We start from the raw sequence: 25,295 nt of genomic DNA on the forward strand, positions 1-25,295 counted from the left end.
GACCACACAACACAACAAGGTCACAGATGGATACCCCTACTGCATCACGCGAACAATCGAAAATTTCGGTCAAGAACCTCGACTTCTATTACGGCAAGTTCCACGCCCTCAAAAGCATCAACCTGGAAATTCCCGAGAAGAAGGTCACTGCTTTCATCGGCCCCTCGGGCTGCGGCAAGTCCACGCTTCTGCGCATTTTCAACCGCATGTATGAGCTCTATCCCGAGCAGCGCGCCGAAGGTGAAATCATGTTCGACGGCGAGAACCTGCTGACGTCCAAAAAAGACGTGGCATTGATCCGCTCCAAGGTCGGCATGGTATTCCAGAAGCCGACGCCGTTCCCGATGTCGATCTACGACAACATCGCCTTCGGCGTGAAGTTGTTCGAAAGCCTGAACGCCTCGGATATGGATGAACGCGTTGAATGGGCCCTGCGCAAGGCCGCGCTGTGGACGGAAGTCAAGGACAAGCTGAACCAGAGCGGCTCCAGCCTCTCGGGCGGCCAGCAGCAACGCCTGTGCATTGCCCGCGGCATCGCCATCAAGCCTGAAGTATTGCTGCTGGACGAGCCCTGTTCCGCGCTGGACCCTATTTCCACCGCCAAGGTGGAAGAACTGATTGCCGAGCTCAAGAACGAATACACGGTGGTCATCGTGACGCACAACATGCAGCAGGCTGCCCGCTGCAGTGATTACACCGCCTATATGTACCTGGGCGACCTGGTTGAGTTTGGCGCAACCGAAGACTTGTTCTTCAAGCCAAAACGTAAAGAAACCGAAGACTACATCACCGGCCGTTTCGGCTGATACGGATTAGGGAGCACACATGCCTGATAAACACCTATCGACCCAGTTTGACAGCGAACTCAATGGCGTGTCCTCGCGCGTCATGGAGCTCGGCGGCCTGGTCGAATCGCAGATTCGCCTGGCTATCTATGCGCTGTCCCAGTTCAGCGCCGAAAGCGCCAACCAGGTGATCGAAACCGAATCGCGCGTCAACGCGATGGAGATCGACATCGACCGCGAGCTGTCGTCCATCATTGCACGGCGCCAGCCCACGGCTCGCGACCTGCGCCTGCTGATTGCGATTTCCAAGACCACGGCCAACCTTGAGCGTGCCGGTGACGAGGCCGAGAAGATTGCCCGCATGGTCAAGTCCATCATCGAAAGCGGTTCGGCCCGGGCCCTGCCTTCGTCCGACCTGCGCATCGCGGCGGAGCTCGCCTCCGGCCTGCTGCGCAAGGCACTGGACGCTTTTGCCCGGCTGGACACCGCGGTCGCGGTTTCCATCCTCAAGGAAGACGACCAGATCGACCAGGAATTCGACGGTTTTGTACGCAAGCTCATCACCTACATGATGGAAGACCCCCGCACGATTTCGCCGAGCCTGGATTTGCTGTTTGTGGCCAAGGCCATCGAGCGCGTGGGCGACCATGCCAAGAACATCGCAGAATTCATCATCTACATCGTCAAGGGCGCCGACGTGCGGCACACTCCTATGGAACAAATCGAATCCGCCGTGAAATGAGCCCCCACGCTCGTCACTTCGTGTACTTCGCTGCCCCCCCCGAGGGGGCCGCTGCGCCTGCGGTCTGGCGAAGCCAGTCCCGCGGCCCCTGCTGGTATGAAGAGCTTGCAACTGTCGGGGGGATTTTCCGCATGGGCGCTTCGGTGTCTTTGCCTTTGAACGAATATTCATCATGAAACACCTGCCACGCATATTGATTGTTGAAGACGAGCCGGCCATTGCCGAGCTGATTGCCGTCAACCTGCGGCATGGCGGCTTTGACCCCGTGGTGGCGGAAGACAGTGTGTCGGCCCAGCGCGAACTCGACGCTGTGTTGCCCGATGCCATCCTGCTCGACTGGATGCTGCCGGGGCAAAGCGGCCTGGCGCTGGCCCGCCACTGGCGCAAGCAGGCGCGTACCAAGAGCATTCCCATACTCATGTTGACGGCACGCGGTGACGAACCCGACAAGGTGGCCGGACTGGATGCCGGCGCCGACGACTACATCACCAAGCCGTTTTCTACCCAGGAACTTCTGGCGCGCATACGCGCCGTGCTGCGCCGCCGCGCGCCCGAATCGGTGAACGACAGCGTGACGGTGGGCGGGCTGGTCCTGGACGCCGCCACGCACCGCATCTCTTACCTGGGCCAGGAGCTCAAGCTGGGCCCGACCGAGTTCAAGCTGCTGCATTACCTGATGAAACACGCCGAACGCGTGCACAGCCGCAGTTCCCTGCTCGACAAGGTGTGGGGCGACCACGTGTTCATTGAAGAGCGCACCGTTGACGTCCACGTCAAGCGCCTGCGTGAGGCCTTGGGCGCAGCGGGCACCATGGTGGAAACCGTGCGCGGCGCCGGTTACCGGCTGACGGCGATGGCCGCCAACAACCCGGTTGCTGCGGCACAATCCAGCGCATGATCAACCGCTGGATTATTTTCGCTGCCTGCATGCTTGCCGGCGGCGGTTTGGGCTTTTGGGCGCGCACCGCAAACGGCTTGACCTTCGGACTGGGCATAGGCTTGGCTGTGGGGGCGATGCTCTGGTTGGTGATCGACAGCGTCTATATCGGCCGCCTGTTGGGCTGGCTGCGTACCGAACAGAACAACGACGCGCCAGCCGTGATGGCAGGCAGCGCCCCCAGCCTTCCCGGTGTATGGGGCGAGGTCGTGGACCGGACCCGCCGGCTGCTCAAGAATCGCGATCAACAGTTGCAGGAAAGCCAGGCGCGCCTCGATGAATTCCTGGCGGCCATGCAAGCCTCGCCGAGCGGCGTGGTGCTGCTCGACGCGCAAGGCCGTATCGAGTGGTGCAACCAGATGGCCAGCCAGCACTTCGGCTTTGACGCCCAGCGCGACGTGCTGCAGCACATCGCCAACCTGGTGCGTGACCCGGCCTTCAAAGCTTATATGGCAGCGGGTGATTTCTCGCACGACGTGGTGATCCCCGGCAACTTCAGCACGCCGGCCCGTCCGGTGAAGCTGTCGGTGCATGTACATTCCTATGGCAAAAACCGCAAGCTGCTGCTGTCGCGGGACATCACCGCCGTGGAGCTGGCAGAAGCCATGCGTCGCGATTTCGTGGCCAATGTGTCGCATGAGATCCGCACGCCGCTGACGGTCTTGTCGGGTTTTATCGAAACCCTGCAGACGCTGCCGCTCAAGGAGCCGGAGCGGGCCCGCTACCTGGCGCTGATGTCGCAGCAGTCGCAGCGCATGCAAACGCTGGTGAATGACCTGCTGACCCTGTCGCGGCTGGAAGGCAGCCCGTTTCCGGGTGCCAATGACTGGATGACCGTCAGTGCGCTGATGGCCCAATCAGAGCAGGAGGCAAGGGCCTTGTCGTTGGTGATTGCGCCGCAGGGCCACCAGCTGGAATTTGACCAGGGGCCAGGCACCGAAATTGCCGGGGTTCAGACCGAGCTTTATAGCGCGATGTCCAATCTGGTGACCAATGCTGTGCGCTACACGCCCGAGGGAGGTCTGGTCCGCGTCAGCTGGACGCTGCTGGCGGACGGGCGTGGTGAGTTCAAGGTCAAGGACAGCGGGCCGGGTATCGCGCCTGAGCACCTGCCGCGCCTGACGGAACGTTTTTATCGCATCGACCGCAGCCGATCGCGTGAAACCGGGGGCACCGGCCTCGGCCTCGCTATCGTCAAACATGTCGCCCAGCGTCACGGTGCCGAACTCAACATTCAAAGTGAACCGGGGCACGGCTCCTGCTTTTCCATCATTTTTCCCGTCGTGCGGGTTCGCCGGACTCAAACCGGTTGAGTCACCTTCAGGCTACGCCTGACCGCATGCCACAACAGGGCCAGAAAACATGCCGCAACGAGGCCAATGGCGAGCGTGCTGGCCGCCCAGAAACTGCTGGCGGACTGCGTCGCGGCCTGGCTTGCAATGCCGTCGTAAGCCAGACGATAACCCCCCAGAAGCCCAAGTCCCCAGAGCAGCACGCCATAAAGGGCCAGCGGCGCAATGGTGATGCGGTAGCAGCGAAGCAAAAAGGCCGTCAGGGCCTGTGTTGCATCGGCGACGTGATAGAACGCAACCCACACCAGCAAAGCGGAGGCCAGCGCGACAATTTCCGGGTTGCCGGAGTACCAGCTTGCCAGCACGGGGCCGGCCATTGAAACCAAGGCCGCGAGTGTCAGCGCCGCAAGCCCTGTGAGCTTCAGCCCCAGCAGCACCACGCGTTTTGCGTAATCCGGGCGTCCTGCGCCTATCCAGAACGAGACACGGGCACTGCACGCGATGGCCATGGACAGCGGCATCATGTAGAGAACCGCAGCCACGCTGGATGCAATCTGGTGGCTTGCGGAGGCCACGGTGCCGAGGCGGGCGATGAAGAGTGCCATCAGCGTGAACGACGTCACTTCCACCAGATAAGCCAGGCCGCCGGGAACGCCGAGCCTGGCGAAGTGACCTATTTGCAGCCAGTCCGGCCGTTCCATGCGTTGCCAGATGCGATAGGGCTGGTACAGCGTCTGTGTGCGCAGCATCAGGATGGCCAGCGCCAGCAGGAGGTAGTTCACAATCAGCGTGGCCCATGCGCAGCCGACAGCGCCCATGGGTTCTACGCCGGCACCGCCGGCCACCAGCCAGATAGACAGGGGGATCTTGACCAGCAGGGCGCCGACCTGCAGCCAGGTGACCAACAGCGGCTTGCCCAGTGCCTGGTTGAAGGTGCTGTAGATGCGAAACAGCAGGGATGGTGCGAACGCAAAGGCCAGCACCGCCAGGTAATGCTGCACCTCGTCGCGCATCAGTTCAGGCACTTGTGCCCAGCGCAGCAGGGGGCCGGGGAAGAGCATGGCTGCCATGCCCGCCACCACGATAAAACCGCACAGGTACATGCTTTGGCGCAGCGAAGCACCTACCGCCTCATGGCGGCGCGCGCCCATCATTTCGGCCCAGATGGGCAGTAGCGCCTGAACAATGCCGATCAGGCCGACGTAAACACTGATGTAAAGCGCCGACCCTACCGACAGCGCGGCCAGGGCCTCGTCGCTGTAGCGGCCTGCAATCACCGTGTCGGCCACACCGAAGGCCATGACGGCCAGTTGCCCGACGAGCACGGTGCCCGCGTGCTGGCTGATGATCTTGAGTTCGCTCAAGGGCTGGTTCTTGAATTCGGGCGGGGAAGCCCCACTCGCTTGAACAGCAGGACGTTTTCAGTCTTGTCCGTGGGGCGGCGCACTGTCGCCTGGAAGGCCCAATCGGGCAAATTAACGACGCGGCTGAGCGTTGGCTGCGCCTCGACATCCACAATCAGGTAGGGGCAGCTTGCCTGCGTTCCGGCTTGCCGGAGCTCGAGCCCGCCGTGGTACTGCAGCGCGGCGGCCTGCGCACTGCCTACGCCGTAAATCTCAACGCAGGCGCTTTTGTCGACGAGATTTGCGATCTGGCGCGACAGGGGCGCAAGGCTGCGGGCGTAGTCGAGCAGCGGTAGCCAGAGTGTCATCAGCAGCAGCCAGCACAGGGTGGCGCCGCCGGCAGGCAGTACCAGCGATTTCCAGATGGCCGCACGCTGCGCGCCGGCGCGCCATTTGACGAGCCAGGCCCAGGCCAAGGTGGCCAGCAGTGCGGCCAGGAATGCCAGCCACGAGAAGCTGGGTTCAAACCCCGGTGCGAGTTTGGCGACGTTGGCTGCGGGTTGACGCGGAACGCCGGTCTGCATGGCAATCCAGACCACCCAGATGATGATGCCGCAGCCGGTGAAAAACAGCAGTGTGAACCAGTCAATCAACGAGGCCACGCTGCGTTTGAGTGTGGGGAGCGCGAAGGCTGCCAGCGCTGCCAGCGGCGGCAGGCTCAGCAGCAGGCTGCGGTCCGAGGCTGTGGTCGTCAGCGTGGCGGCCACGGCCATCGCGGCGAACCACAATGGCAAGGCGACATGGCGGCTGGCCAGTTGCCTGCGCCAGCGGTAAAGTGTCCACATCGCCAGCGGCCAGGCCGGCCAGGTAAACCACAGCAGCAGGCGTCCCAGGCTGCGCCAGTCTTTCAAGGCCGATTGACCGTCCGCACCGGGCAGGTGAATCCTCCAGCGCCACAGGTTCAGCCCATAGGCCAACAGCGCTACCAGCAGCGTGATGCCGGTGATCAGCAGCACCCAGTGCCATGACTGCTGCCTGGCCGCAGGGTCGGACTGGCCGGTGCCCCAGCGCATGTGGGTCCATTCCACCAACGCTCCGCCCATGCCAATCAGAAGTGCCAGTGTGGGCGCGCCGCTCAGGGCCAGCCCTGCAAGCCCGACCAGCAGGCCGAATGCCGGCCCCAGGATCTTGGTGGCCGGGCGGTAGGGGCTTGCCGCCATGGCGTAAAAGGCCAGCGCCGTGAAGCCGAGCTGGGCCAGGGCCGGCGTGGTTTCATGGGAGAGCTGCGCCAGGCCAAGACTGGCGATCAGCGCCAGCAGGGCGGTATCGGCGATAGCCCGGGCATAGTCGACCGGACTGGCCTCGCCGCCGAAAGCAAAGGCGACGGGCTGGGCTTGCGGGCTACGCGCCAGGTAGTAAACGGCGTACCACGTCGCCAGCATAGTCAGCACCAGCAGCGCCACAAATGGAATGCGCACAGCCCATGCCGGATCCAGAAAAGGGAAAACCTTGATGGCGATGGCACCCAGCCAATACGGTGCCAGTGCATCGAACTCCGTGACCTGGCCCAGCAGCTGTGGACGCAGCCAGTTGCCCGCCATGGAGGCGAGTTCACGCATCACGCCAAACGCAGCAATGTCTTCGTTTTTCCAGGGGCCGCGCCCCAGAAAACCCGGCAGCGCATAGGCTGCGCAAAACAGGAGCAATGCGAGTCGCGGCAGGCGGCGCACAGCGGACTGGGCAATGATGGCAGGAGACGGTTTGTTCAAAACGTAGGGGATCGGATAGATAGATCTGAGGGATCGAAAGGGGGCGGCTGCTGTCGGGTCGTTCAGCCTTGGCTACGGGTGATTCTGCGTCAAACCAGGCTGAGGTACATCGCGTGACCTGGCAAATTTTGCCGAAAAAAAAGCAGCCTGAAATTCAGGCTGCTTTTTTGCAGGCTGGCGAAAGTTTTTCGCAGCTTATCCGGCAGCTTACTTCGCAGCTTCGGGCGCGGCCTCTTTGGCTGCGGTCTTGCCGAAACGGTTGCGGAATTTCTCGACGCGGCCACCCATGTTGTCCACGGATTTTTGCGTGCCGGTGTAGAAAGGGTGCGATTCGCTGGACGTATCGAGCTTGTACAGGGGCAGTTCGCGACCGTCGTCCATCTTCACCATTTCTTTGGTGTTCACGCAGGAGCGGGTGACGAACTTGAAGTTGTTGGACAGGTCCAGGAAACAAACTTCGCGGTAATTGGGGTGAATGCCTTCTTTCATGATCTTTCCTTATTCGTTGCGGGAGCCACACCAAGCCAGTCCTGGGCACTTTCCGCTAAGCCACACATTATGGCATGAAATCAAGTACTTAGCGCACTTTTGGCCTTCTGAGAGGCGATTTTGTGTCCAAGACAGAGCTAAGAGGAGGTAAGGAACTGGTCTTAACCCAGCCGGGGCCGCAGAACCGGCTTTGCCAGGCCGCAGGCGCAGCGGCCCCCTCGGGGGGCAGGAAGCTACACGAAGTGAGCGACCGTGGGGGCAACAATTGGCGTGGCGGCTTTAGCCGCCGCGCCGCATCATGTCGAAGAACTCGTGGTTGTTCTTCGTGGCTTTCATGTTCTTGAGCATCAGCTCCATGGACTCGATTTCATCCATGTTGTACATGAATTGACGCAAAATTCGCGATTTTTGGAGGATTTCGGGTGCAAGTAACAGCTCTTCCTTGCGGGTACCGCTGCGGTTGAGGTGAATTGCCGGGAACACGCGCTTTTCGTACAGGCGGCGGTCCAGGTGGATTTCGCAGTTGCCGGTGCCCTTGAATTCTTCAAAGATCACTTCGTCCATGCGGCTGCCGGTGTCGACCAGCGCGGTGCCGATGATGGTCAGGCTGCCGCCTTCCTCAATGTTGCGGGCCGCACCGAAGAAGCGCTTGGGGCGCTGCAGTGCGTTGGCGTCCACACCACCGGTCAGCACTTTGCCCGATGAAGGCAACACGTTGTTGTAGGCGCGGGCCAGGCGGGTGATGGAGTCCAGCAAAATGACCACGTCCTTGCCGAGTTCGACCAGGCGCTTGGCGCGTTCGATCACCATTTCGGCCACATGCACGTGGCGCGCGGCGGGTTCGTCAAAAGTGGAGGAGATCACTTCGCCGCGCACGCTGCGCTGCATTTCGGTCACTTCTTCAGGGCGCTCGTCCACCAGCAGCACCATCATGACCACTTCAGGGTAGTTGGCGGTGATGGCATGGGCGATGTTCTGCATCATCACGGTCTTGCCGGACTTGGGCGGCGCGACCAGCAGGGCGCGCTGGCCCTTGCCGATAGGCGCGACGATGTCGATGATGCGGCTGGTCAGGTTCTCTTCGCCCTTGATGTCGCGTTCGAGCTTGAACTGCTCGCGCGGGAACAACGGCGTCAAGTTCTCGAACATGACCTTGTGCTTGTTGTCTTCGGGCAGGCCGTCGTTGACCTTGTCCAGCTTGTTCAGGGCAAAGTAGCGCTCGCCATCCTTGGGGGTGCGCACTTCGCCTTCAATCATGTCGCCGGTGTGCAGGTTGAAGCGGCGAATCTGGCTGGGGCTGATGTAGATGTCGTCGGTGCTGGCCGTGTAGCTTGAATCCGGAGCACGGAGGAAACCGAAACCGTCGGGCAGCACTTCCAGCACGCCGTCGGCCACGATGGTCTCGCCGGTTTTTGCACGTTTTTTGATGATGGCGAACATCAGCTCCTGCTTGCGCATACGGCCAACGTTTTCGATCTCAAGGGCTTCGGCCTGCTTGAGGACTTCAGACACGTGCAGTGCCTTGAGTTCGTTTAAGTGCATGGAGTTACTCCTTGCGGAGTTCATTGATGGAAATGGGGGAGGTTTGAAAAGAAGCCGCAGAAGATGGCTTACAAACCGGGAACTCGAACCAGGCGGCGAGTGCCGTCTGGTGAATTAAGCACATTATGACAGGAAATTCATGCAGGAAATCAGGGTATTTTTCCTGCGTCCGGCCAGCGGCCGGGAGACCTGCGCCGGCCGGGAAGTGGCGGTGCGCCGTGCTTCCCTTCCAGCGCGAAAAACCTCAGGCCAGTTGCTGGTCGATGAAGGCGGTCAGCTGGGCCTTGCTCATGGCGCCGACCTTGGTGGCGGCAAGCTGGCCATCCTTGAACAGCATCAGGGTGGGGATGCCGCGGATGCCGAATTTGGCAGGGATGTCGCGATTTTCGTCGACGTTCATCTTGGCGATCTGCAGACGGCCGTCGTAACCCGTGGCCACTTCGTCCAGAATCGGCGCGATCATCTTGCACGGACCGCACCATTCAGCCCAGTAGTCCACCAGCACGGGTTTGGAGGCTTGCAGCACGTCGGCTTCGAAGGTGGCATCGGTGGTATGTTTGATCAGTTCGCTCGCCATGGCGGCTCCTTTGTCTGGTTAGGATGGTTACGATACGGTACGGCTAAAGTTGTAGTCATTGTGGCAGAAAGCAAGTGGCCGGGTCGGGCGCGCGGGGGCTATGGCCCCGATAGAGATTATTCAATTTGCGGCTTCCGGCCTCATTTCTTTCTTGCCAACCTCTTTTCCCCAACCTCTGTATGCCACCCGTCCCAACCTCTGATGCCGCATGGTCTGCGCCTGATGCGCTGTGCTGGCATCAGGCCATGGGCCGGCTTGCAGAAGCAATGCAGGCGCGCGGCGTCCATCCCGCAGAAGCCGTGGTGCTGCTGCCCTATGCCCAGCTGATCCAGCAGGCGCGCCGTGCCTGGGCTGCGCAGGCGGGCGAGACGTTTTTTGTTCCTCGCTTTGAAACCACCATGAACTGGGCTAGCGGCCTGGGCGGCACGTTGGGCCTTTATGTGCCCTCGGGCGACGATTTGCGCATGGATGTGGCGGTCGACATGCTGACGGCCGCGTCACTGCTGGGCCGCGCCGGCTTGGGCGCCCAGCAGGATGCGCTGGCCGGCAGGCTGGTTGAAGCGGCCTGGAGCCTGGCCGGTGTGGCCGCAGCCGTCGTGCCGGCCGCGCGCCGCGCCTGGAGCGAGCGGCTGGCGCTGACGCTGGGTGCCGGCCTGGACTCGCCGGTGCTGGCCCTCGAAGCTGCTGTGGGGCGCATCGCGCTGGCCTGGGCGGCGGCGTCCGCCTATCCCACAGACCGCCTTTTCCAGGCGAAACCGCAGCTGTTCGCCGTGCTGGAAGGCTTTCAGGCCGACCCGCTTACCGAAGCCCTCAAGGCGCACTTCGGCGACCGGTCGGTTTCCATCCCGCTGTGCATCTCACTCGAAGGGCCATCGGCACCACCCGCGCTGCACATTGCGCAAGACGCTGAAGACGAAGCCGGCCGTGCCGCCGCCTGCGTGCTGGCGCACTTGGCGCAGGGCCGCAGCCCGGTCGCGCTGATTGCGCAGGACCGGCAGCTCACACGGCGTGTCGGCGCCATGCTGGCTGAGCGCGGCATCGCCATGCGCGATGAAACCGGCTGGAAGCTTTCGACCACACGCGCCGCTGCCGCCCTGATGAGCCTGCTGCGCGCCATGCCTTGGGATGCATCGACGGATGCCGTGCTGGACTGGCTGAAAAACGCACCCGCGTTTGACGCCGTGCTGGTCACCGCCGCCGAGACCGAACTGCGCAAGACCGGCGTGCGCGCCTGGCGCGACCTGCCGGACTTTGCGGAAGAAGCCATCTTGCCGCCCGCGTTTGCCGCAACAGGGCCGTTGGCGCGCGAAGTGAACGCATTGCGCAGCCCTTTCGGCCGGGCCCGCCCGCTGGCGATGTGGCTGCGCGACCTGCGTGCCCTTTTGCAATCGGCCGGGCAGTGGGACGCGCTGGCGCAGGACGAAGCGGGGCAAACGGTGCTGGACGTGCTGCGCCTGCATGAAGGCGCAGAGACCGAATTCGAGGCATCGCCAGTGATGCGGCTGCATGACTTCACGCAGTGGGCCAACCAGGCGCTGGAGGGCGGCAAGTTTTCCCCCGTGCATCCGCCGGCAGAACAGGTGGTCATCTTGCCGCTGCCGCAGCTGCTGGGCCGGCCCATGCAGGCCGTGGTGTTGCCCGGTTGCGATGAAATCCGCTTGCCCGTGTCACCAGAACCTGCCGGCCCCTGGACGCCCGGCCAGCGCGAGCTGCTGGGCCTGCCGCCCCGGGAAGTGCTGGCCGCCGCCCAACGCCAGGCCTGGCACTATGCCCTGCAAATGCCGCATCTCGACGTGCTCTGGCGCACCAGTGAATCGGGCGAGCACCTGATTCCCAGCGGCTTTGTGCAGGAGTTGCTGCTGGACCACGATGAAGACGCGGCGCAGAGCATGGCCATTGACCCGCGCAGCCAGCGCGCCGTGGCCACCCAGCCGACGCCGCATCCTTTTCCGACCGGTGAGGCCTTGCCCGTCACCCGTCTTTCGGCCAGCGCGTATGAAGATCTGCGGCGTTGCCCCTACCGCTTTTTTGCGCTGCGTCAGCTTAGGCTTCAGGAGCCCGAAGAACTCGAAAGCGAGCTGGGCAAGCGCGACTTCGGCAACTGGCTGCACAGCCTGTTGCGGCATTTTCATGAAGCCCTCAAAGCGGCGCCAACCCCCGATTTACCAGCGCGGGTAGCTATGCTAAACATGGCAGCCGAGCGCGCCACGCAAGAGCTGGCGCTCAGCGACAGCGAGTTTTTGCCCTTTGCCGCGGCCTGGCCCGGCGTGCGCGAGGGCTACCTGAAATGGCTGGCCGACCACGAAGCCACGGGCGCAGTATTCGACGAAGCCGAAGTCTGGCGCGAAGTGCCTGTCGGCACGCTCACGCTGCTCGGCCAGCTGGACCGCGTGGACCGTCAGCCCGACGGACACGCCCTGGTGATCGACTACAAGACCGAGCCGCGCACGACCACGGCCGAACGCATCAAGAACGGCCAGGAAGACACGCAACTGGCGTTTTATGCCGCCCTGATGAGCGACGACACGCTGGCCGCGGCCTACGTCAACCTCGGCGAAAAAGAGCCGACCAAAACCTATGAACAACCCGACATCGTCGGCCTGCGCGACGAGCTCATCGACAGCATCCTGACCGACATGGCGCGTATCTCGCGCGGTGCGGTGCTGCCGGCGTTGGGGGAGGGCAAGGCTTGCGATTACTGTTCAGCCAGAGGGTTGTGCCGCAAAGACTTCTGGAATCTAGATGAATAGAGCCCCCACGCTCCCCACCGCGTGTGGTTCGCTGCCCCCCGGGGGGGCCGCTGCGCCTGCGGCCCGGCAAAGCCGGTTCCGCGGCCCCTGCTGGTATGGGATACCTGCGCTCGTTGAGAGGGGCGTGCTATGAAGATTGCTCACTCCGCCGCCTACGAATGCAACGGCGAGCCGCTCTCCGCCGATGCGTTCTACGCCATCGCCTGCGACCCGCGCCGCAGCGTGGCGGTGGAAGCCTGCGCCGGCGCCGGCAAGACCTGGATGCTGGTGTCGCGTATCGTTCGGGCTTTGCTTGACGGGGCCACAGCCGCACCCGGGCAGCAAGTGCTGCCGCATGAGATCCTGGCGATCACCTTCACCAAAAAAGCCGCCGGTGAAATGCGCGAGCGCCTGGACGACTGGCTCAAGGCCTTTGCCCACGCCGACGATGAGACCCTGCAGCGCGAACTGGAAATGCGCGGCGTCAGGGTCGATTTTTCAAGCCAAAAAGGCTTGCAGTCCGCACAGGTCGTGCGCGGGCAGCTATCAAATTTATACCGCTCCATCCTGGCCAGTGGCCGCTCGGTGCAGATCCGCACCTTCCACAGCTGGTTTGCAGCCCTGCTGCGCAGCGCACCGGTGGCGGTGCTGCAGCGCCTGGAACTGCCGGTGAACTATGAGCTGCTGGAAGACGACGCGCCAGCGCGCGCGCTGGTGTGGCGGCGGTTTTACGCGGCCGTCGCGGCTGATGCGTCGCTCAAGGCCGACTTTGAGGCTGTGGTGCTGGCGTATGGCCGCTTCCAGGCCGACAAAGCCTTGCAGGCCGCGCTCGATAAGCGCACCGAGTTCACACTGGCCGACGAAAAAGGGGTGATCGACGCCTCGGTACAAGCCTTCAGCGCTCAGTTCACTGAATTTGGCGGCCTGGATGAACCCGAAGAGCTGCTCAGCACCAACCGTTTTCACCGGCAAACCTTAAGGGACGCCGCCATCGCGCTGGGCCGTGCGAGCGCGCCGACTTTCTCGGCCAAAGGCGTGGAACTGGAGCAGGCGCTGACGGCCGGCGACTTCCCGGCGGCTATCGCGGCCCTGCTGACCGAGAAGGGCACGCCGCGCAAGTTCGGCGAAAAAATCGTCGGCATCGAACAGGTGCGCATTGCCCAGGACCTGGTGTTGCGCGTGGTGGCGGCCAGCCAGCAGCACGATGCCTGGCTGTACCAGCAGCGCATGGCGCGCCTGACGCGCGTGTTGATCGCCCAGTTCACCGCCTTGAAGCGCGACCGCGGCTGGGTCGACATGAATGACGTCGAACGCGCTGCGCTGCTGATGCTGGCCGACCCGGTGTTGTCGGGCTGGGTGCAGGAGCGGCTGGACGCGCGCATCCGCCACCTGATGATTGACGAATTCCAGGACACCAACCCGCTGCAGTGGCAGGCCCTGTATGCCTGGCTCATCGGATACTCGGGTGCGGGTACGGCGCCCAGCGTGTTCCTGGTGGGTGACCCGAAGCAAAGCATTTACCGCTTCCGCCGTGCCGAGCCGCAGGTGTTCCGCGCTGCGCAGGCTTTTGTGGTGCACGGCCTGGGCGGTGACTTGCTCAGCTGCGACCATACGCGGCGCAACGCTGAAGCCGTGATCGACACCGTCAACTCGGCCATGGCCATGGCACGGGAGGCCGACGGCTATGACGGTTTTCGCGAACACACCACGGCTTCAGGCCTCGCCGGCGCCGTGGGCCGGCTTCCGCCCATTGCACGCAACAAGGACGAAGAAGAGGTCTCGCCGCTGGCCGCCGGCTGGCGCGACAGCCTGACCACGCCGCGCGAACTGCCCGAGGAGACCCTGCGCACGCGCGAGGCGCGCCAGGCCGCTGCCTGGATTTCAGAACAGGTAGCCGCCGGACTGCGTCCCCAGGACGTGATGGTTCTCTCGCGCAAACGCGCAGGCCTGCTGCCGCTGCAGGACGAGCTGCGCGCGCTGCACATTCCTGCGCAGGTGGGCGAGAAAACCGAGCTGATTGACTGCTGCGAAGTGCAGGACATGGTGGCGCTGCTCGACGTGCTGGTGTCGCCGCAGCATGACCTTTCCTTGGCACGCGCGCTGCGCTCGCCGCTGTTCGGGCTGGCTGACGATTGCCTGGTGCAGCTGGCGCTGCTGCAGCGCGAGCACCACCAGCCGTGGTACGGCCTGCTACAAAAAGAGGAGCTGCTTGCGCCCGATTTGAAAGGGCTGGGGCCCATTTTGACCAAATGGAAAAGCTGGCTGGACCGTTTGCCGCCGCACGATGCGCTGCAGGGCATTTACGACGACGGCGACGTGCTGGCGCGCTTTGGCGCTGCCGCCCCGGCGGCCCAGCGCAGCGCGGTGCTGGCCAACCTGCGCGCGCTGCTCGGTGTGTCGCTGGCACTCGACGGCGGGCGTTACGCCACGCCTTATGGTTTTGTGCGCGCTCTCAAGGCCGGCGGCACCCAGGCGCCGGCAGCTGTCAGCAGCGAGGCGGTCCGGCTGCTGACCATCCACGGCGCCAAGGGGCTTGAAGCCGAAGCCGTTCTGCTGCTGGACACCGACACCGTCGAGCGCAATGCCGACAGCATGGGCGTGCTGGTCGACTGGCCCGGCGAAGCGACCGAGCCGCGCAAGTTTGTCTTCCTGGTCAGTGAAAGCCGCCCGCCCGCGTGCGCCGCCGAAACGCTGGCCGCCGAGCAGGCGGCCCGCAAGCGCGAAGAGCTCAACGCCTTGTATGTGGCGCTGACGCGTGCCCGCCATACGCTGGTGATTTCCTCCATCGAGCCGCACCGTGGGACGACTGAGAGCTGGTGGCAGCGCCTGCACGCACTGGTGGGCGAGCTGCCTGCGCCGGTCGCGGATGAGTCTGCAGCCGCCCATCTCGATGCGGCCGACGCGGGCGTGTTCTACCTGCCCGAGTTGCCTGAACTGCCCGAGGTCATGACGATTTCCGAGCCTGCTGCGGTGCGCGTTGATGAAGATTCGCTCAAGGCACGCATCGGCAAGGCCATGCACCGCTTGCTGGAATGGGGCGGTGCGCTGTCGGCGGAACAGCTGAAGGCCGCGGCGCGCGAGTTTCGCCTGAGCCCGGCACAAGCCGCCGAGGCCGCCGGCCTGGCCGGGCGCATTCTGGCGGGTGAGGGCGCCTGGGCCTGGAGCCCGCAAGCCGTGGCCTGGCAAGGCAACGAAGTCGGCCTTGTCTACGCCGGGAAAGACTTGCGGCTGGACCGCCTGGTGCAGCGCAAGGACGCCGGCCACGAAGGACACTGGTGGGTGCTCGACTACAAATCCGCCGTGGCGCCGGAGCTGCAGCCCGCGCTGGTGGCGCAGCTGCAGGACTACCGTGCGGCGGTGCAGCTGATTTACCCCGGCGCGCCGGTGAAAGCAGCTTTCCTGACGGGGCGGGGAACTGTTGTCGAGCTGGATTGATCTCACACAGCCCGCGCTCTACCCCATGTTATTCGCCGACCTGAAGAAAGAGACAACCATGTTCAAGCAACTTGCCGCCTCGCTAACCTTCCTGGCCGTCCTGCCACTGGCATGGGCCCAAACCCCGGCACCGACTAACCCCACGGTGCGCCTGCGCGCGACGATTGAAAAAGTCGATGCGACCAGCCTCACCATCAGGGAACGCAGCGGCGAAGTGATCACGCTGGTGCGCCCGGCCGAGATGGACGTGTCCGAGGTGTACCCGCTGTCGCTCGCCGACATCAAGCCCGGCAGCTACGTCGGCACCGCCGGCATGCCGCAGCCCGACGGCAGCCAGCTGGCGCTGGAGGTGCTGGTGTTCCCCGAAGCCGCGCGCGGCGCCGGTGAAGGCCACCGCCCCTGGGACTTGCGGCCCGACAGCACCATGACCAACGCCACCGTGGCCGACCTGGCCGCGGCGCCAACGTCGGTACCCGGCGGCCAGAAGCTCACGCTGCGTTACAAGGACGGCGAGAAAACCGTGATCGTTCCGCCGGATGTGCCGGTGGTGTCCTTCAAGCCCGGCAAGGCCGATGAAAACGCCTTGCTGGTGCCGGGTGCCAAGGTGATGATCACTGCGCAGGAAAAAGCCGGCAAGCCGACCGCGCTGCGTGTCATCGTCGGCCGCGATGGTTTTGCGCCGCCCATGTAGTGCAATGCGCCGCGCGGGCTGGCAAGTGCGGCCTGTGATAATTGGCGCATGCCGCCAATCGGCGCCAAACCTGTACCTGGCCCCTGTTTTCAAGCGATTTAGCCCTGCAGGCCAATAGGATCGGGCGCAAGCAGCTATCAAAAACAGAGCAAACACATTCGCCTGCGAAGCGCTACCTTTGATGCCTTTCAGGAAAGCGGCTGCTGTTTGGCCTTGATTTCTCCCATCTCACCATACCTCGCCTCCGCGAGCAGACGGAACACCTTTTGAACGATTCAGCCTCTCCCGTGAAACCGCCGCCTGCCGGCCCCCTGCGTGTTGCCGTCATAGGCGGCGGACCCGCCGGCCTGATGGCCGCCGAGGTGCTGGCCGCTGCCGGTGCGGCCGTGAAGGTCGAGGTGTATGACGCCATGCCTTCGGTGGGGCGCAAGTTTTTGCTGGCCGGCAAGGGCGGGCTCAACCTCACGCATTCCGAAGCACCCGAGGCCTTTCTGAGCCGCTATGGCGAGCGCGCTCCACAGCTGCAGCCGTTGCTGGCCGCGTTTGGCCCGGCGGAGCTGCGTGCCTGGGCTGAAGCGCTGGGCGTGGAAACCTTTATCGGCAGTTCGGGCCGCGTGTTCCCCAAAGACATGAAAGCCGCGCCGCTGCTGCGCGCGTGGTTGCACCGCCTTCGCCAGGCCGGCGTGCAGTTTTCCATGCGGCACCGCTGGCTGGGATGGGCCGATGACGGCGCGCTGAAGTTTTCAACGCCCACCGGCGAGGTGCTGGCGCAAGCCGACGCCGTGGTGCTGGCTTTGGGCGGCGGCAGCTGGGCGCGGCTGGGCTCTGATGGCGCCTGGGTGCCGCTGCTGGCTGCGCGCGGCGTGGCCGTGGCGCCGCTGCTGCCGTCCAACTGCGGCTTCGACGTGGCGGCGCGGCCCGACAGCCCGGCGCAGCTTGAAGAGGCGGCAGCCGACGCCGGCGAGACCCGCCGCGAATTCCTGCAGGAGCTCATCGGAAAAAGTCCCTTGACCAAGGCCGGCTGGACTGAACACTTCGCCAGCCGTTTTGCCGGCCAGCCTTTCAAGTCCGTCGCCATCAGCTTTACCGATTCACGCGGCCGAGCTTTTAGCCGCAAGGGCGAGTTCATTGCCACCGCCACCGGTGTGGAAGGCAGCCTGGTGTATGCCGCCTCCAGCTTGTTGCGCGACGAGATTGCGAAACACGGCAGCGCCACCTTCCTGCTCGATTTGCTGCCCGCCAAGACCGCCGAGCAGGTGCTGGTGGAAGTGCGCCACCCGCGCGGCTCACGCTCGCTGTCCAGTCACCTCAAGAGCCGCCTGAACCTCGACGGCATCAAGGCCGCGATGTTGTACGAACTGCTGGGCAAGGACGCCATCGCCGATCCGGTGCGCCTGGCCGCCGGCATCAAGGCGCTGCCGGTGCGCGTTACTGCGGCCAGGCCGATGGATGAAGCCATCAGCACCGCGGGCGGCGTGATGTTTGAGGGCCTGAGTGCACAGCTACAGCTGGGTGCTGCGGCTGCAGTGCCCCAGCCCGTGTTCTGCGCCGGTGAAATGCTGGACTGGGAAGCCCCCACGGGCGGCTATCTGCTCACGGCCTGCTTTGCTGGCGGGCGCGTTGCCGGGCAGGGCGTTTTGAGTCATTTTGGCCTTTAGCCCAATAGGGTTGTGCGCAAGCAGCTATTGATTTTGTAGCAAAATTTTTTGAACCATTCGCAGTTGTGCGAGAGGAGCCGCCATGATCGTCCGTTTTAACATCGACTCTTTTGACAAGACCCAGTACGAATACCGCGTGACCTACGAAGGTGAAGACCTGTTCGGCGACGCCGGGTTGGGCGGCATTGAAGAATGCATCATCGCCGCCACCGAAGGCCTGGGCCAGGACGCCGTGGCCGCGGAAGTCGCCTTCCGGGGCATCATCAGCGGCACCTATCCGCTGGCCTCACTGGCGCTCATGTCGGCACAAATCGCCATTCATGCATTGCAGACCACCGAGGCGGTTGAAGAAGTGAGCCGGTAGTACCGAGGCCCACAAAAGCCCTGGAGGTAGACTTTGCCGGGGAACTTTCGTTTGTGCGGTAGCGCACATACCGGGGGGCCGTTAGTGCCTATACTTCGAAGACGGTGCGAGATCTCTGCCAGAGGCCCAACTCGAAGCCAGATCCGCCCCGGAGTGTCTCGATGGCCCATTCTTCCAACCCCAAAGACAACGAGCTGCTTGCCGCATTGCCGGAAGCAGAGTGGCAGCGCTGGCTGCCGCAACTGGAATGGGTCGACATGCCGCTGGGTCAGGTGCTTTATGAGTCGGGCACCACGCTGGACCATGTGTACTTTCCCACCACGGCCATCGTCTCGCTGCTTTATGTGATGGAAAACGGCTCTTCGGCCGAGATTGCCGTGGTCGGCCATGAAGGTGTCGTGGGCATCTCCCTCTTCATGGGCGGGGAATCCACACCCAGCCGCGCCGTCGTGCAAAGCGCCGGCCAGGGTTTTCGCCTCAAGGCACAGGCGATCAAGGACGAGTTCAAGCGCGCGCCGGTGCTGCACCTGCTGCTGCGCTACACCCAGGCGCTGATCACGCAGATGGCGCAAACGGCCGTCTGCAACCGTCACCATTCGCTCGACCAGCAGCTGTGCCGCTGGCTGCTCCTCAGCCTTGACCGGTTGCAGAGCAATGAGCTGGTGATGACGCAGGAGCTGATCGCCAACATGCTGGGCGTGCGCCGCGAAGGCGTGACCGAAGGCGCGACCAAGCTGCAAAACCTTGGCTTGATCCGCTATTCGCGCGGCCGCATCACGGTGCTGGACCGCCCGGGCCTGGAGCAGCGCACCTGCGAGTGTTATGCCGTGGTCAAGAAAGAATACGACCGCTTGCTTCCCGAAAAACTCGCCTCCTAGCATCCCGGTGTGCGGCCTGTTGTGCGCTGTGTGCGCTGGCACACGGTGGCTTTGGCAGCACCTCATGCATACTGGGGCACCGAATTGAACTGACGACAGTAGCGCGGCCTTGTCCATGACCCGGCACTCCCCGGGGGCCATAGAACCTATTCACGATCTAAACGGAGCCGCGTTGGGGTGCAATCGGGATGAGTGGGCCGCGCAGGACCGCCGCATGGGCTAATGCCCATGCAAGGGTCTGGGTGGCTCAATCGCCCGATTTCACCCCAACCCGGAGGGCAAGCGCCTTCTCGGGCGATCTGCGGCGTTGCGGCGCTTGCCCATAGCTGCACTATGGGCAGCGCACCGCGCCTTGCATCCCATCCCGAGAAGGTGCTTGCGCGGCCCCGTTTAGATCGTGAACAGGTTCTTACACCGGAGAGCCATTTTGGCCCCTGTCGAAAACCACCTCATTGAGCTTCTCCCTCGCAAGGACCGCCTGCGCCTGCTCGCCGTCTGCGAGCCCGTCGAGTTGTCGCTGGCCGAGGTGCTGTGTGAACCCGGCAAACCCACACGTTACGTCTATTTCCCGGTCGAAAGCTTCATTTCCCTCGTGGCCCTTGTTGAGGGCAGCCCGGGTGTAGAGGTTGGCATGGTGGGCCGCGAAGGCATGCTGGGCGCGCAACTGGTGCTGGGCGTTGTCACCGCGCCGGTGCATGCGGTGGTGCAGGGCGCGGGGGCATCCTGGCGGATCAGCACCGCCGTGTTCCGGCGCGAGCTGGCGCGTAGCGCTTCGTTGCAACGCGGCCTGAACCGCTACCTTTATGTCTTGATGGCGCAGCAGTCCGCATCAGCCGCCTGCCTTCGTTTTCACCTGACGAGCCAGCGCCTGGCCCGATGGCTGCTGATGAGTCAGGACCGCGCGCATTCCGACAATTTTCATGTGACGCACGAATTTCTGGCCTACATGCTGGGCATGCGCCGCGTCGGCATCACGTCGGCCGCCAGCGCGTTGCAGCGCGGTGGATTGATCGAATACCACCGTGGTGAATTGAAGGTTCTTGACCGCGGCGGCCTGGAAGCCGCGGCATGCAGCTGTTACGCGGCTGACCGGAAAACCTATACCCAATTGCTGCACTGAGGGGCGGCTTTGGGATGGCGGGGGCCTGCCTGTCAGGCAAAAGCATCGGTTTGCCTGTTTCAGCTCAATGGCAGCCCGCGACACGACCTGAAAACCTTTTGCGGTTGATGTGTGCTACCGCACGGACGGATCGCCTTGGGCCGCCTAAAAAGGGGCGTACGGCGATATTGCGAACCTTTGAAGACGCAGCGCCCGACCGCTGTTGCAGCGCAATGCAACTCCTTTAGCGAGGGTTCTGAAATGATCCGGCTTGCTTCCTCACCCCCTCCCAATATCAGGCTGCTGGCGCGCTCGGCGCTGACCATGCTGAGCTCTCCCGAGCTCATGAAGGAGTCCCGATGCGAGCTGCCCGCCACCAGTGCCGCTGCGCTGGATGTTCTGCGCGACTGGGCCAAAGGAGGCGGCGAGGGCGCTGACGACGCCCATCTCGCATCGCTTCCCGAGCGGCAGCTCGAAGCGCTCACACCCGACCACCCGCTGGACATCGCGATCGCCGACTGGGACGCGCTGTTTGGCGCCGTCAAAGCCAGGCTCATGCACAGCGTCGGTGAAAAACTCGCGGCCGCACCCAACTCGCAGGCCGGCGAGGCCGCGGAACTGGTCCAGTCCACCGTGCTGGAGTGTGTGGGCGCCTTGCACCAGCTTCATCTGGCACTGACGCAGGAGCGCGGGCAGCGCGCTCACCCGACAGCTCCAGGCGCGCAGGCCACCCAGCCTATGGCGCCAGGTTAGCGCCGGGTTAACTTCTCTGCCTGCTTTCCGGGATGTGGAGCCCTCAGGCCGGCTTTGACGCAACCGGCACGGGCTGAAAACTTTCCAGGTGGGCAATGATCAGATCGGTCACCTCCATCCCGCTCAACGAACTCAACGCAAAAAAGGCCACAGAGTCGGCATGGCCGGCCCGCGGGTCGTAGTACTGCGAAGGAACCTGCCGCAAATAACGCACGCGCGGCCTGCTGCCCTGCACGTCATACACCAGGGCATCGTCGGCAATTCCTACTTGCAGCCCGTGAAGCGGGCCTCCTATGCAGGTCATCAGCATTGCATGGTTGTCTCCGTCAATGGACTGTATACGGATGGGGTGGCTGTGGCTATGGGCCGTCTGGCCTAGTGGTGGCTTTGTCAGCTGGATGGGCAGCGTCAAACCTAAAATGGTTCTGGTAGCCCAAGGCCGCATGTCCTTTGGGCCTTCCAAGGCGAATCCCGGCCCAACCTTCAACCCATGAAACCCTATTCAATTCTCTTTGTTTGCATGGGCAATATCTGCCGCAGCCCGACGGCCCACGGCGTGTTCCAACAAAAGGTCAAAGATCGCGGCTTGGCTCATCAAATCCAGGTCGACTCCGCCGGCACCCACAACTACCACCCCGGCAACCCACCCGACGAGCGCTCCCAGGCGCATGCATCCAGGCGCGGCTATGACCTCTCAGACTTGAGGGCTCGGCAGATTTCAGATTCGGATTTCGAGCAGCACGATTTGATTTTGGCGATGGACTGGGACAACCTGGCTTTGATCCAGGAGGAATGTCCCGCCGAACATCTCGGCAAAGTGCGCAGGCTGACGGAGTTTTGCTTGAAGCATGACAGCCCGGTTGTGCCTGATCCTTATTACGGCGGCAAGGATGGGTTTGAGCATGTGCTCGACCTGGTGGAGGATGCCTGCGAGGGGCTGCTTCGGTATGTTGAGCAGCGGTTGACACCGGCGCATTGATCGGCAGCGGCTTCCCGCTATGTCCATAGCCGGTCGATTTCGTACTATCAGGGTTGCACCTGAGAATAATCCAGCTAGGGCATTTCAATTTATGCCACACTTCACCCAGCTTGCGACTGACAGTCCAGTTCAAGGCGTCAGCAGGGAGGATTTCAATGGAAGCTAACCGTACAAAGGCGGCTGTATTGACCGCGCAGCGGCCAGTCTCGGCAACGATTAGAAGTGTTCGCCTGCGAGGGCTCTTCGGCCTATACGACTACGACATACCGAGCGCGAACGGGTTGCTGGGGAAGCTCGCAATACTCTATGGAGAGAACGGCCTCGGAAAGACTAATGTTCTCAAGATCATTTTTCACCTGCTGTCTCCAGCCAATAATCGGGGTCACCGTACGGCGGTTGGGAAGATCAAGTTTCAGTCAATTGAAATTGAACTCTCTTCGGACATTTTGGTTACGGCTAAGCGCCCACCAGAAACCGTATCAGGGCCGTTTAGAGCAGAAATTAGGCAAAACGTAGGAGCCGCAAGTACGCTACTTGGTGGATGGGAATGGGCGCCAGAGGGTCAGCCGCGTGAGGTTCCCACAAAATTTCCCTCTCAGGACTCAATCAACAGAATTCTCAGCGATCCCTCTTTAAAGGTTCGAGATAGGAACCGTTTAGTGCAGACCGCGCTCTTCGAGTTTTTCCAACGAGAAGCTAGTCCGCTTGAAGGTGAAGAGGCGTTCCTCAAGGCGCTAGCGCAACATGTCCCACCTCTGTTTTATTTAAGCGCAGACCGAATTTTTAGTGCCGATCAGATTGATGCCTCGCCGGTTTATGACGCAGAGTTAAGGGCAGGTAGCAGCCTACGTACAGAGGTGTTGCTTACGAAAGGAAGGGAGAGAGCTCTCAACGACGCTATTAATAGCGCTTCGAGACAGCTCTCAAGAATGGCCGTGGGACGTAGCCGTCAGAGTTCCACTTCCATGCATGCGATTTATCAAGGACTGATCCGAAGATTGGCGTCGAAGGCGGTCAGCACAGCGACTGTACGGAGTCGGTCGATTGCAAGCCTTAAACAAGATTTAGAAGCATTGGCGGCTGAATACGCAAAGTTTGAGCAGTACGGCCTGACTGCGGAACTCAATTTCGCAGCATTGGTTGTGCAGCTGGAAAAAGTGAGGAAGCACGAACGATCGATGGCTTCTGAGGTGCTTACGCCGTATGTCGAAAGTCTCACGGAACAAGCCAATACGCTGCGACCGGCCTATCTAGTTATCGATGGACTGATCAGTACGATTAATCAATTCTTGTACGATAAAACGGCTAGCTTCAACCTCGGCGAGGGAATTCTTGTTAAGAATCGCGCCGGGGAGCTACTTGAACCGAAAGACTTATCATCTGGCGAGCAGCAACTGTTACTGCTGTTTTGCAACATCGTCATGGTCTATGAGTCGGGTGGTGTCTTTATCGTGGACGAGCCGGAGATCTCGTTAAACATCAAATGGCAGCGGACGCTGGTCGACGGTCTTTTGCGGCTTGACCGGGCTGGCACCCTCCAATTTTTGTTAGCCTCGCATTCGATGGAGTTGATTACCACTCATCGTGACAGCGTTGTTCCGCTGCGAGACAAGACGAATGGCTGAAATCCCTCGGCGGAAGGTCGCCGAATTGGCGACGCGTTGGGATCTCGAGAAGATTCCGCATGTGATTGTGGAGGGCCCTCGAGATGCTAGATTCTTACGATTACTGCAGCGGGAAGACCATTGCGATGGTCCTCTCAGAACGCTGGATGTAATTCCAGTTGATGCCATTGAACTGCCAGCGGCGTTATTAGAGGCGCATGGCTTGTTGACCACAGGTGCGCGGCAGCGAGTCATCGCGTGTATTCGTGAGGTAGAAACTCAACATGTGCAAGACGGGTTTCGAGGCATCATTGACGCCGATATTGACGTTCTCAAGGGCTGCAATTTCAGCACTGACTACATCTGGTATACCGACTACGGATGCATGGATGGATATTGTTGGTCACCACAGGTCCTAAAACGATTAGCTATCCAGGCAAGATGTGACGAAAGCCTTAGGACCGCTGCCCAAGCTACTGCTCTCTTCAAAAGCATAAACGTTGTCTGTGCGGTGCTGGCATCAATTAGATATGCGGCTTTCGCTAACGAAACCTGGAACTTAAAAATCCACCGATCAACCAAGTCGCTGAGCATAAATGGCGGGGTGGTTTCATTAAATCCGGATAGCTATCTCGATCAGTGCGGGTTAGGAAAAGCTCAAACGCAAGAAGCTAAAGATGCTGTGGCCAAGTATTGCGCCGACTTCAAAGTCATCGACCCGAAGCTGACGTTAAACGGTCATGATCTTGTGTGGGTCCTTGAGTTTGCCCTTCGGTCGTTAACTGCTGGACCAAAGGGCAAGGTCACTGAAGAAATCATCAAGGAGGCCCTCGTCGCGCATGGTGTTGCTGCACCCGAATTGTGCAGTGAACGGATGTTTGTTGCGCTTGGAGATTGGGCCACAGCGTTGAACGCCCCATCGGCTTGAGCCTCTGTTCGTTACCTCACTTCTATCCAAATTGCCAATACGAGGTTCCGGCGTTCGAAAAGATCTCCACAAAACACGCGTCTGTTGAATTCCGTCGAAATCTGACCCACTTAGCGCAGTAATTTCCATCCAAAACTGACCCACGTAGGCACTACCCTGCTTGTTTTAAAAGCAGGGGGAATTTAGGAGTGATTGACGTGGCGACATTGAATGTCATCAGGCGTTGGGCACTGCGCGATCAGATGTCCATCCGCTAAATTTCCAGGCGCACAGGCCTGGCTCGCAACACAGTAAAGAAGCATCTGCGGTCGGAAGAGAGCGAGCCCAAGTATCCGTGGCGGCCAGCTCAAGCAAGCTCGATCCCTATGCCGAGAAGCTGGCTACCTGGCTAGTAATCGAGGCAACAAAATCGCGGAAACAGCGGCGCACTTTGAGGCAGATCCACACAGTGGAAAGCCGCTTTACGCGAGAAACCCGCAAGAAACGCGGATTTGAGATGAATAAGGTGACGAGCCTTGACCCCGGCACTGACTCCACAGTTAGGGCTGCTTGGTTCCCCACCTGACCCGGTTGGCCGCTTTACCATGCGGGAAGGCCCGTCACCCTCGATTGTAAGTGACTTGGGAATGACCCCTCCGCAATAGTCCCCATTCGGGCTGCGGGCTATTTAACCCAGCATGAGCCGCGGGACTGGCTTTGCC

21 protein-coding genes, 1 other RNA gene and 1 pseudogene are annotated in these 25,295 nt (G+C 62.0%); 16 read left to right on the forward strand and 7 right to left on the reverse strand.

The genetic code is table 11. The features are described from left to right. Window positions 1-26: 26 nt before the first annotated feature. The 4 genes from pstB (at window position 27) to phoR (ending at window position 3,777) form a co-directional block, all read left to right on the forward strand. Window positions 27-806 carry a phosphate ABC transporter ATP-binding protein PstB gene (gene pstB, locus AC1D13_RS04590; RefSeq protein WP_457278655.1) on the forward strand — a complete coding sequence of 260 codons (780 nt, stop codon included), beginning with the start codon at window positions 27-29 and terminating at the stop codon, window positions 804-806. A gap of 19 nt (window positions 807-825) precedes the next feature. Next, a complete protein-coding gene (phoU, locus tag AC1D13_RS04595; RefSeq protein ID WP_411879881.1) occupies window positions 826-1,527 on the forward strand; it encodes a phosphate signaling complex protein PhoU in 702 nt (233 codons plus the stop codon). 172 nt (window positions 1,528-1,699) lie between these two features. Then, complete coding sequence (gene phoB, locus AC1D13_RS04600; protein WP_431096707.1) at window positions 1,700-2,425, forward strand: phosphate regulon transcriptional regulator PhoB; 726 nt, start codon at window positions 1,700-1,702, stop codon at window positions 2,423-2,425. Continuing rightward, complete coding sequence (gene phoR, locus AC1D13_RS04605) at window positions 2,422-3,777, forward strand: phosphate regulon sensor histidine kinase PhoR (RefSeq protein ID WP_477689036.1); 1,356 nt, start codon at window positions 2,422-2,424, stop codon at window positions 3,775-3,777. The genes phoB and phoR overlap by 4 nt, the downstream gene beginning before the upstream one ends. On the opposite strand, the gene AC1D13_RS04610 is transcribed toward phoR, so the two are convergent. The 5 genes from AC1D13_RS04610 to trxA all read right to left on the reverse strand — a co-directional run bounded on the left by AC1D13_RS04610 (window position 3,765) and on the right by trxA (window position 9,476). After that, window positions 3,765-5,120, reverse strand: coding sequence for an MATE family efflux transporter (locus AC1D13_RS04610; RefSeq protein ID WP_477689037.1), 1,356 nt, complete (start codon window positions 5,118-5,120; stop codon window positions 3,765-3,767). The two genes, phoR and AC1D13_RS04610, sit on opposite strands and share 13 nt — an antisense overlap. Continuing rightward, on the reverse strand, window positions 5,117-6,868 hold the full coding sequence (locus AC1D13_RS04615; RefSeq protein WP_477667231.1) for a hypothetical protein: 1,752 nt from the start codon (window positions 6,866-6,868) through the stop codon (window positions 5,117-5,119). The genes AC1D13_RS04610 and AC1D13_RS04615 overlap by 4 nt, the downstream gene beginning before the upstream one ends. 207 nt (window positions 6,869-7,075) lie before the next feature. Then, window positions 7,076-7,357: a type B 50S ribosomal protein L31 gene (locus AC1D13_RS04620; RefSeq protein ID WP_457278651.1), complete on the reverse strand. Its 282-nt coding sequence runs from the start codon at window positions 7,355-7,357 to the stop codon at window positions 7,076-7,078. A gap of 279 nt (window positions 7,358-7,636) precedes the next feature. Then, window positions 7,637-8,899, reverse strand: a complete 1,263-nt coding sequence (gene rho / locus AC1D13_RS04625) for a transcription termination factor Rho (protein WP_348050341.1) — start codon at window positions 8,897-8,899, stop codon at window positions 7,637-7,639. Between the two features lie 244 nt (window positions 8,900-9,143). Continuing rightward, window positions 9,144-9,476, reverse strand: coding sequence for a thioredoxin TrxA (gene trxA / locus AC1D13_RS04630; protein WP_077594529.1), 333 nt, complete (start codon window positions 9,474-9,476; stop codon window positions 9,144-9,146). 179 nt (window positions 9,477-9,655) lie between these two features. Between trxA and AC1D13_RS04635 the strand changes: the two genes are divergently transcribed. The 8 genes from AC1D13_RS04635 (at window position 9,656) to AC1D13_RS04670 (ending at window position 21,083) form a co-directional block, all read left to right on the forward strand. Then, window positions 9,656-12,226 (forward strand): PD-(D/E)XK nuclease family protein, encoded by a 2,571-nt coding sequence (locus tag AC1D13_RS04635; protein WP_477689038.1) that lies wholly within the window; start codon window positions 9,656-9,658, stop codon window positions 12,224-12,226. Between the two features lie 129 nt (window positions 12,227-12,355). Further along, window positions 12,356-15,640 carry a UvrD-helicase domain-containing protein gene (locus AC1D13_RS04640; RefSeq protein WP_477689039.1) on the forward strand — a complete coding sequence of 1,095 codons (3,285 nt, stop codon included), beginning with the start codon at window positions 12,356-12,358 and terminating at the stop codon, window positions 15,638-15,640. A 58-nt stretch (window positions 15,641-15,698) separates the two neighbouring features. Then, window positions 15,699-16,331, forward strand: a complete 633-nt coding sequence (locus AC1D13_RS04645; protein ID WP_477689040.1) for a hypothetical protein — start codon at window positions 15,699-15,701, stop codon at window positions 16,329-16,331. Between the two features lie 287 nt (window positions 16,332-16,618). Further along, window positions 16,619-17,989 (forward strand): TIGR03862 family flavoprotein, encoded by a 1,371-nt coding sequence (locus AC1D13_RS04650; protein WP_477689041.1) that lies wholly within the window; start codon window positions 16,619-16,621, stop codon window positions 17,987-17,989. A gap of 82 nt (window positions 17,990-18,071) precedes the next feature. After that, window positions 18,072-18,353, forward strand: coding sequence for a hypothetical protein (locus AC1D13_RS04655; protein WP_477670879.1), 282 nt, complete (start codon window positions 18,072-18,074; stop codon window positions 18,351-18,353). 161 nt (window positions 18,354-18,514) lie between these two features. Further along, entirely contained in the window at window positions 18,515-19,231 is a 717-nt protein-coding gene (locus tag AC1D13_RS04660) for a Crp/Fnr family transcriptional regulator (RefSeq protein WP_477670878.1), read from the forward strand. A gap of 427 nt (window positions 19,232-19,658) precedes the next feature. Next, window positions 19,659-20,351 (forward strand): Crp/Fnr family transcriptional regulator, encoded by a 693-nt coding sequence (locus tag AC1D13_RS04665; protein WP_477670877.1) that lies wholly within the window; start codon window positions 19,659-19,661, stop codon window positions 20,349-20,351. A gap of 240 nt (window positions 20,352-20,591) precedes the next feature. Continuing rightward, window positions 20,592-21,083, forward strand: a complete 492-nt coding sequence (locus tag AC1D13_RS04670; RefSeq protein ID WP_477689042.1) for a hypothetical protein — start codon at window positions 20,592-20,594, stop codon at window positions 21,081-21,083. A 43-nt stretch (window positions 21,084-21,126) separates the two neighbouring features. Here AC1D13_RS04670 and AC1D13_RS04675 read toward each other — a convergent pair whose 3' ends face one another. Beyond that, window positions 21,127-21,387 carry a hypothetical protein gene (locus tag AC1D13_RS04675; protein ID WP_477689043.1) on the reverse strand — a complete coding sequence of 87 codons (261 nt, stop codon included), beginning with the start codon at window positions 21,385-21,387 and terminating at the stop codon, window positions 21,127-21,129. 186 nt (window positions 21,388-21,573) lie between these two features. Here AC1D13_RS04675 and AC1D13_RS04680 point away from each other — a divergent pair, with 186 nt between their 5' ends. From AC1D13_RS04680 to AC1D13_RS04695, 4 genes and pseudogenes are all read left to right on the forward strand, one after another. Beyond that, window positions 21,574-22,062 carry a low molecular weight protein-tyrosine-phosphatase gene (locus AC1D13_RS04680; protein ID WP_477689044.1) on the forward strand — a complete coding sequence of 163 codons (489 nt, stop codon included), beginning with the start codon at window positions 21,574-21,576 and terminating at the stop codon, window positions 22,060-22,062. Window positions 22,063-22,217: 155 nt separating this feature from the next. Continuing rightward, entirely contained in the window at window positions 22,218-23,687 is a 1,470-nt protein-coding gene (locus AC1D13_RS04685; RefSeq protein ID WP_477689045.1) for an AAA family ATPase, read from the forward strand. Next, window positions 23,680-24,594: a hypothetical protein gene (locus AC1D13_RS04690; RefSeq protein ID WP_477689046.1), complete on the forward strand. Its 915-nt coding sequence runs from the start codon at window positions 23,680-23,682 to the stop codon at window positions 24,592-24,594. The genes AC1D13_RS04685 and AC1D13_RS04690 overlap by 8 nt, the downstream gene beginning before the upstream one ends. 257 nt (window positions 24,595-24,851) lie before the next feature. Further along, a pseudogene (locus tag AC1D13_RS04695) lies at window positions 24,852-25,039 on the forward strand (IS21 family transposase); the annotation flags it as partial. Window positions 25,040-25,098: 59 nt separating this feature from the next. Here AC1D13_RS04695 and ffs read toward each other — a convergent pair. Further along, window positions 25,099-25,195, reverse strand: an RNA gene (gene ffs, locus AC1D13_RS04700) — signal recognition particle sRNA small type. Window positions 25,196-25,295 lie beyond the last annotated feature (100 nt).

The sequence above is a fragment of the Polaromonas sp. P1_E12 genome (assembly GCF_056405975.1).

Bases quoted from the DNA above. Each gene is read 5' to 3' on its own strand.
- pstB (WP_457278655.1), top strand. From the start codon at position 27: ATGGATACCCCTACTGCATCACGCGAACAATCGAAAATTTCGGTCAAG.
- phoU (WP_411879881.1), top strand. From the start codon at position 826: ATGCCTGATAAACACCTATCGACCCAGTTTGACAGCGAACTCAATGGC.
- phoB (WP_431096707.1), top strand. From the start codon at position 1,700: ATGAAACACCTGCCACGCATATTGATTGTTGAAGACGAGCCGGCCATT.
- phoR (WP_477689036.1), top strand. From the start codon at position 2,422: ATGATCAACCGCTGGATTATTTTCGCTGCCTGCATGCTTGCCGGCGGC.
- AC1D13_RS04620 (WP_457278651.1), bottom strand. From the start codon at position 7,357: ATGAAAGAAGGCATTCACCCCAATTACCGCGAAGTTTGTTTCCTGGAC.
- rho (WP_348050341.1), bottom strand. From the start codon at position 8,899: ATGCACTTAAACGAACTCAAGGCACTGCACGTGTCTGAAGTCCTCAAG.
- trxA (WP_077594529.1), bottom strand. From the start codon at position 9,476: ATGGCGAGCGAACTGATCAAACATACCACCGATGCCACCTTCGAAGCC.
- AC1D13_RS04635 (WP_477689038.1), top strand. From the start codon at position 9,656: ATGCCACCCGTCCCAACCTCTGATGCCGCATGGTCTGCGCCTGATGCG.
- AC1D13_RS04640 (WP_477689039.1), top strand. From the start codon at position 12,356: ATGAAGATTGCTCACTCCGCCGCCTACGAATGCAACGGCGAGCCGCTC.
- AC1D13_RS04645 (WP_477689040.1), top strand. From the start codon at position 15,699: ATGTTCAAGCAACTTGCCGCCTCGCTAACCTTCCTGGCCGTCCTGCCA.
- AC1D13_RS04655 (WP_477670879.1), top strand. From the start codon at position 18,072: ATGATCGTCCGTTTTAACATCGACTCTTTTGACAAGACCCAGTACGAA.
- AC1D13_RS04660 (WP_477670878.1), top strand. From the start codon at position 18,515: ATGGCCCATTCTTCCAACCCCAAAGACAACGAGCTGCTTGCCGCATTG.
- AC1D13_RS04670 (WP_477689042.1), top strand. From the start codon at position 20,592: ATGATCCGGCTTGCTTCCTCACCCCCTCCCAATATCAGGCTGCTGGCG.
- AC1D13_RS04675 (WP_477689043.1), bottom strand. From the start codon at position 21,387: ATGACCTGCATAGGAGGCCCGCTTCACGGGCTGCAAGTAGGAATTGCC.
- AC1D13_RS04680 (WP_477689044.1), top strand. From the start codon at position 21,574: ATGAAACCCTATTCAATTCTCTTTGTTTGCATGGGCAATATCTGCCGC.
- AC1D13_RS04685 (WP_477689045.1), top strand. From the start codon at position 22,218: ATGGAAGCTAACCGTACAAAGGCGGCTGTATTGACCGCGCAGCGGCCA.
- AC1D13_RS04690 (WP_477689046.1), top strand. From the start codon at position 23,680: ATGGCTGAAATCCCTCGGCGGAAGGTCGCCGAATTGGCGACGCGTTGG.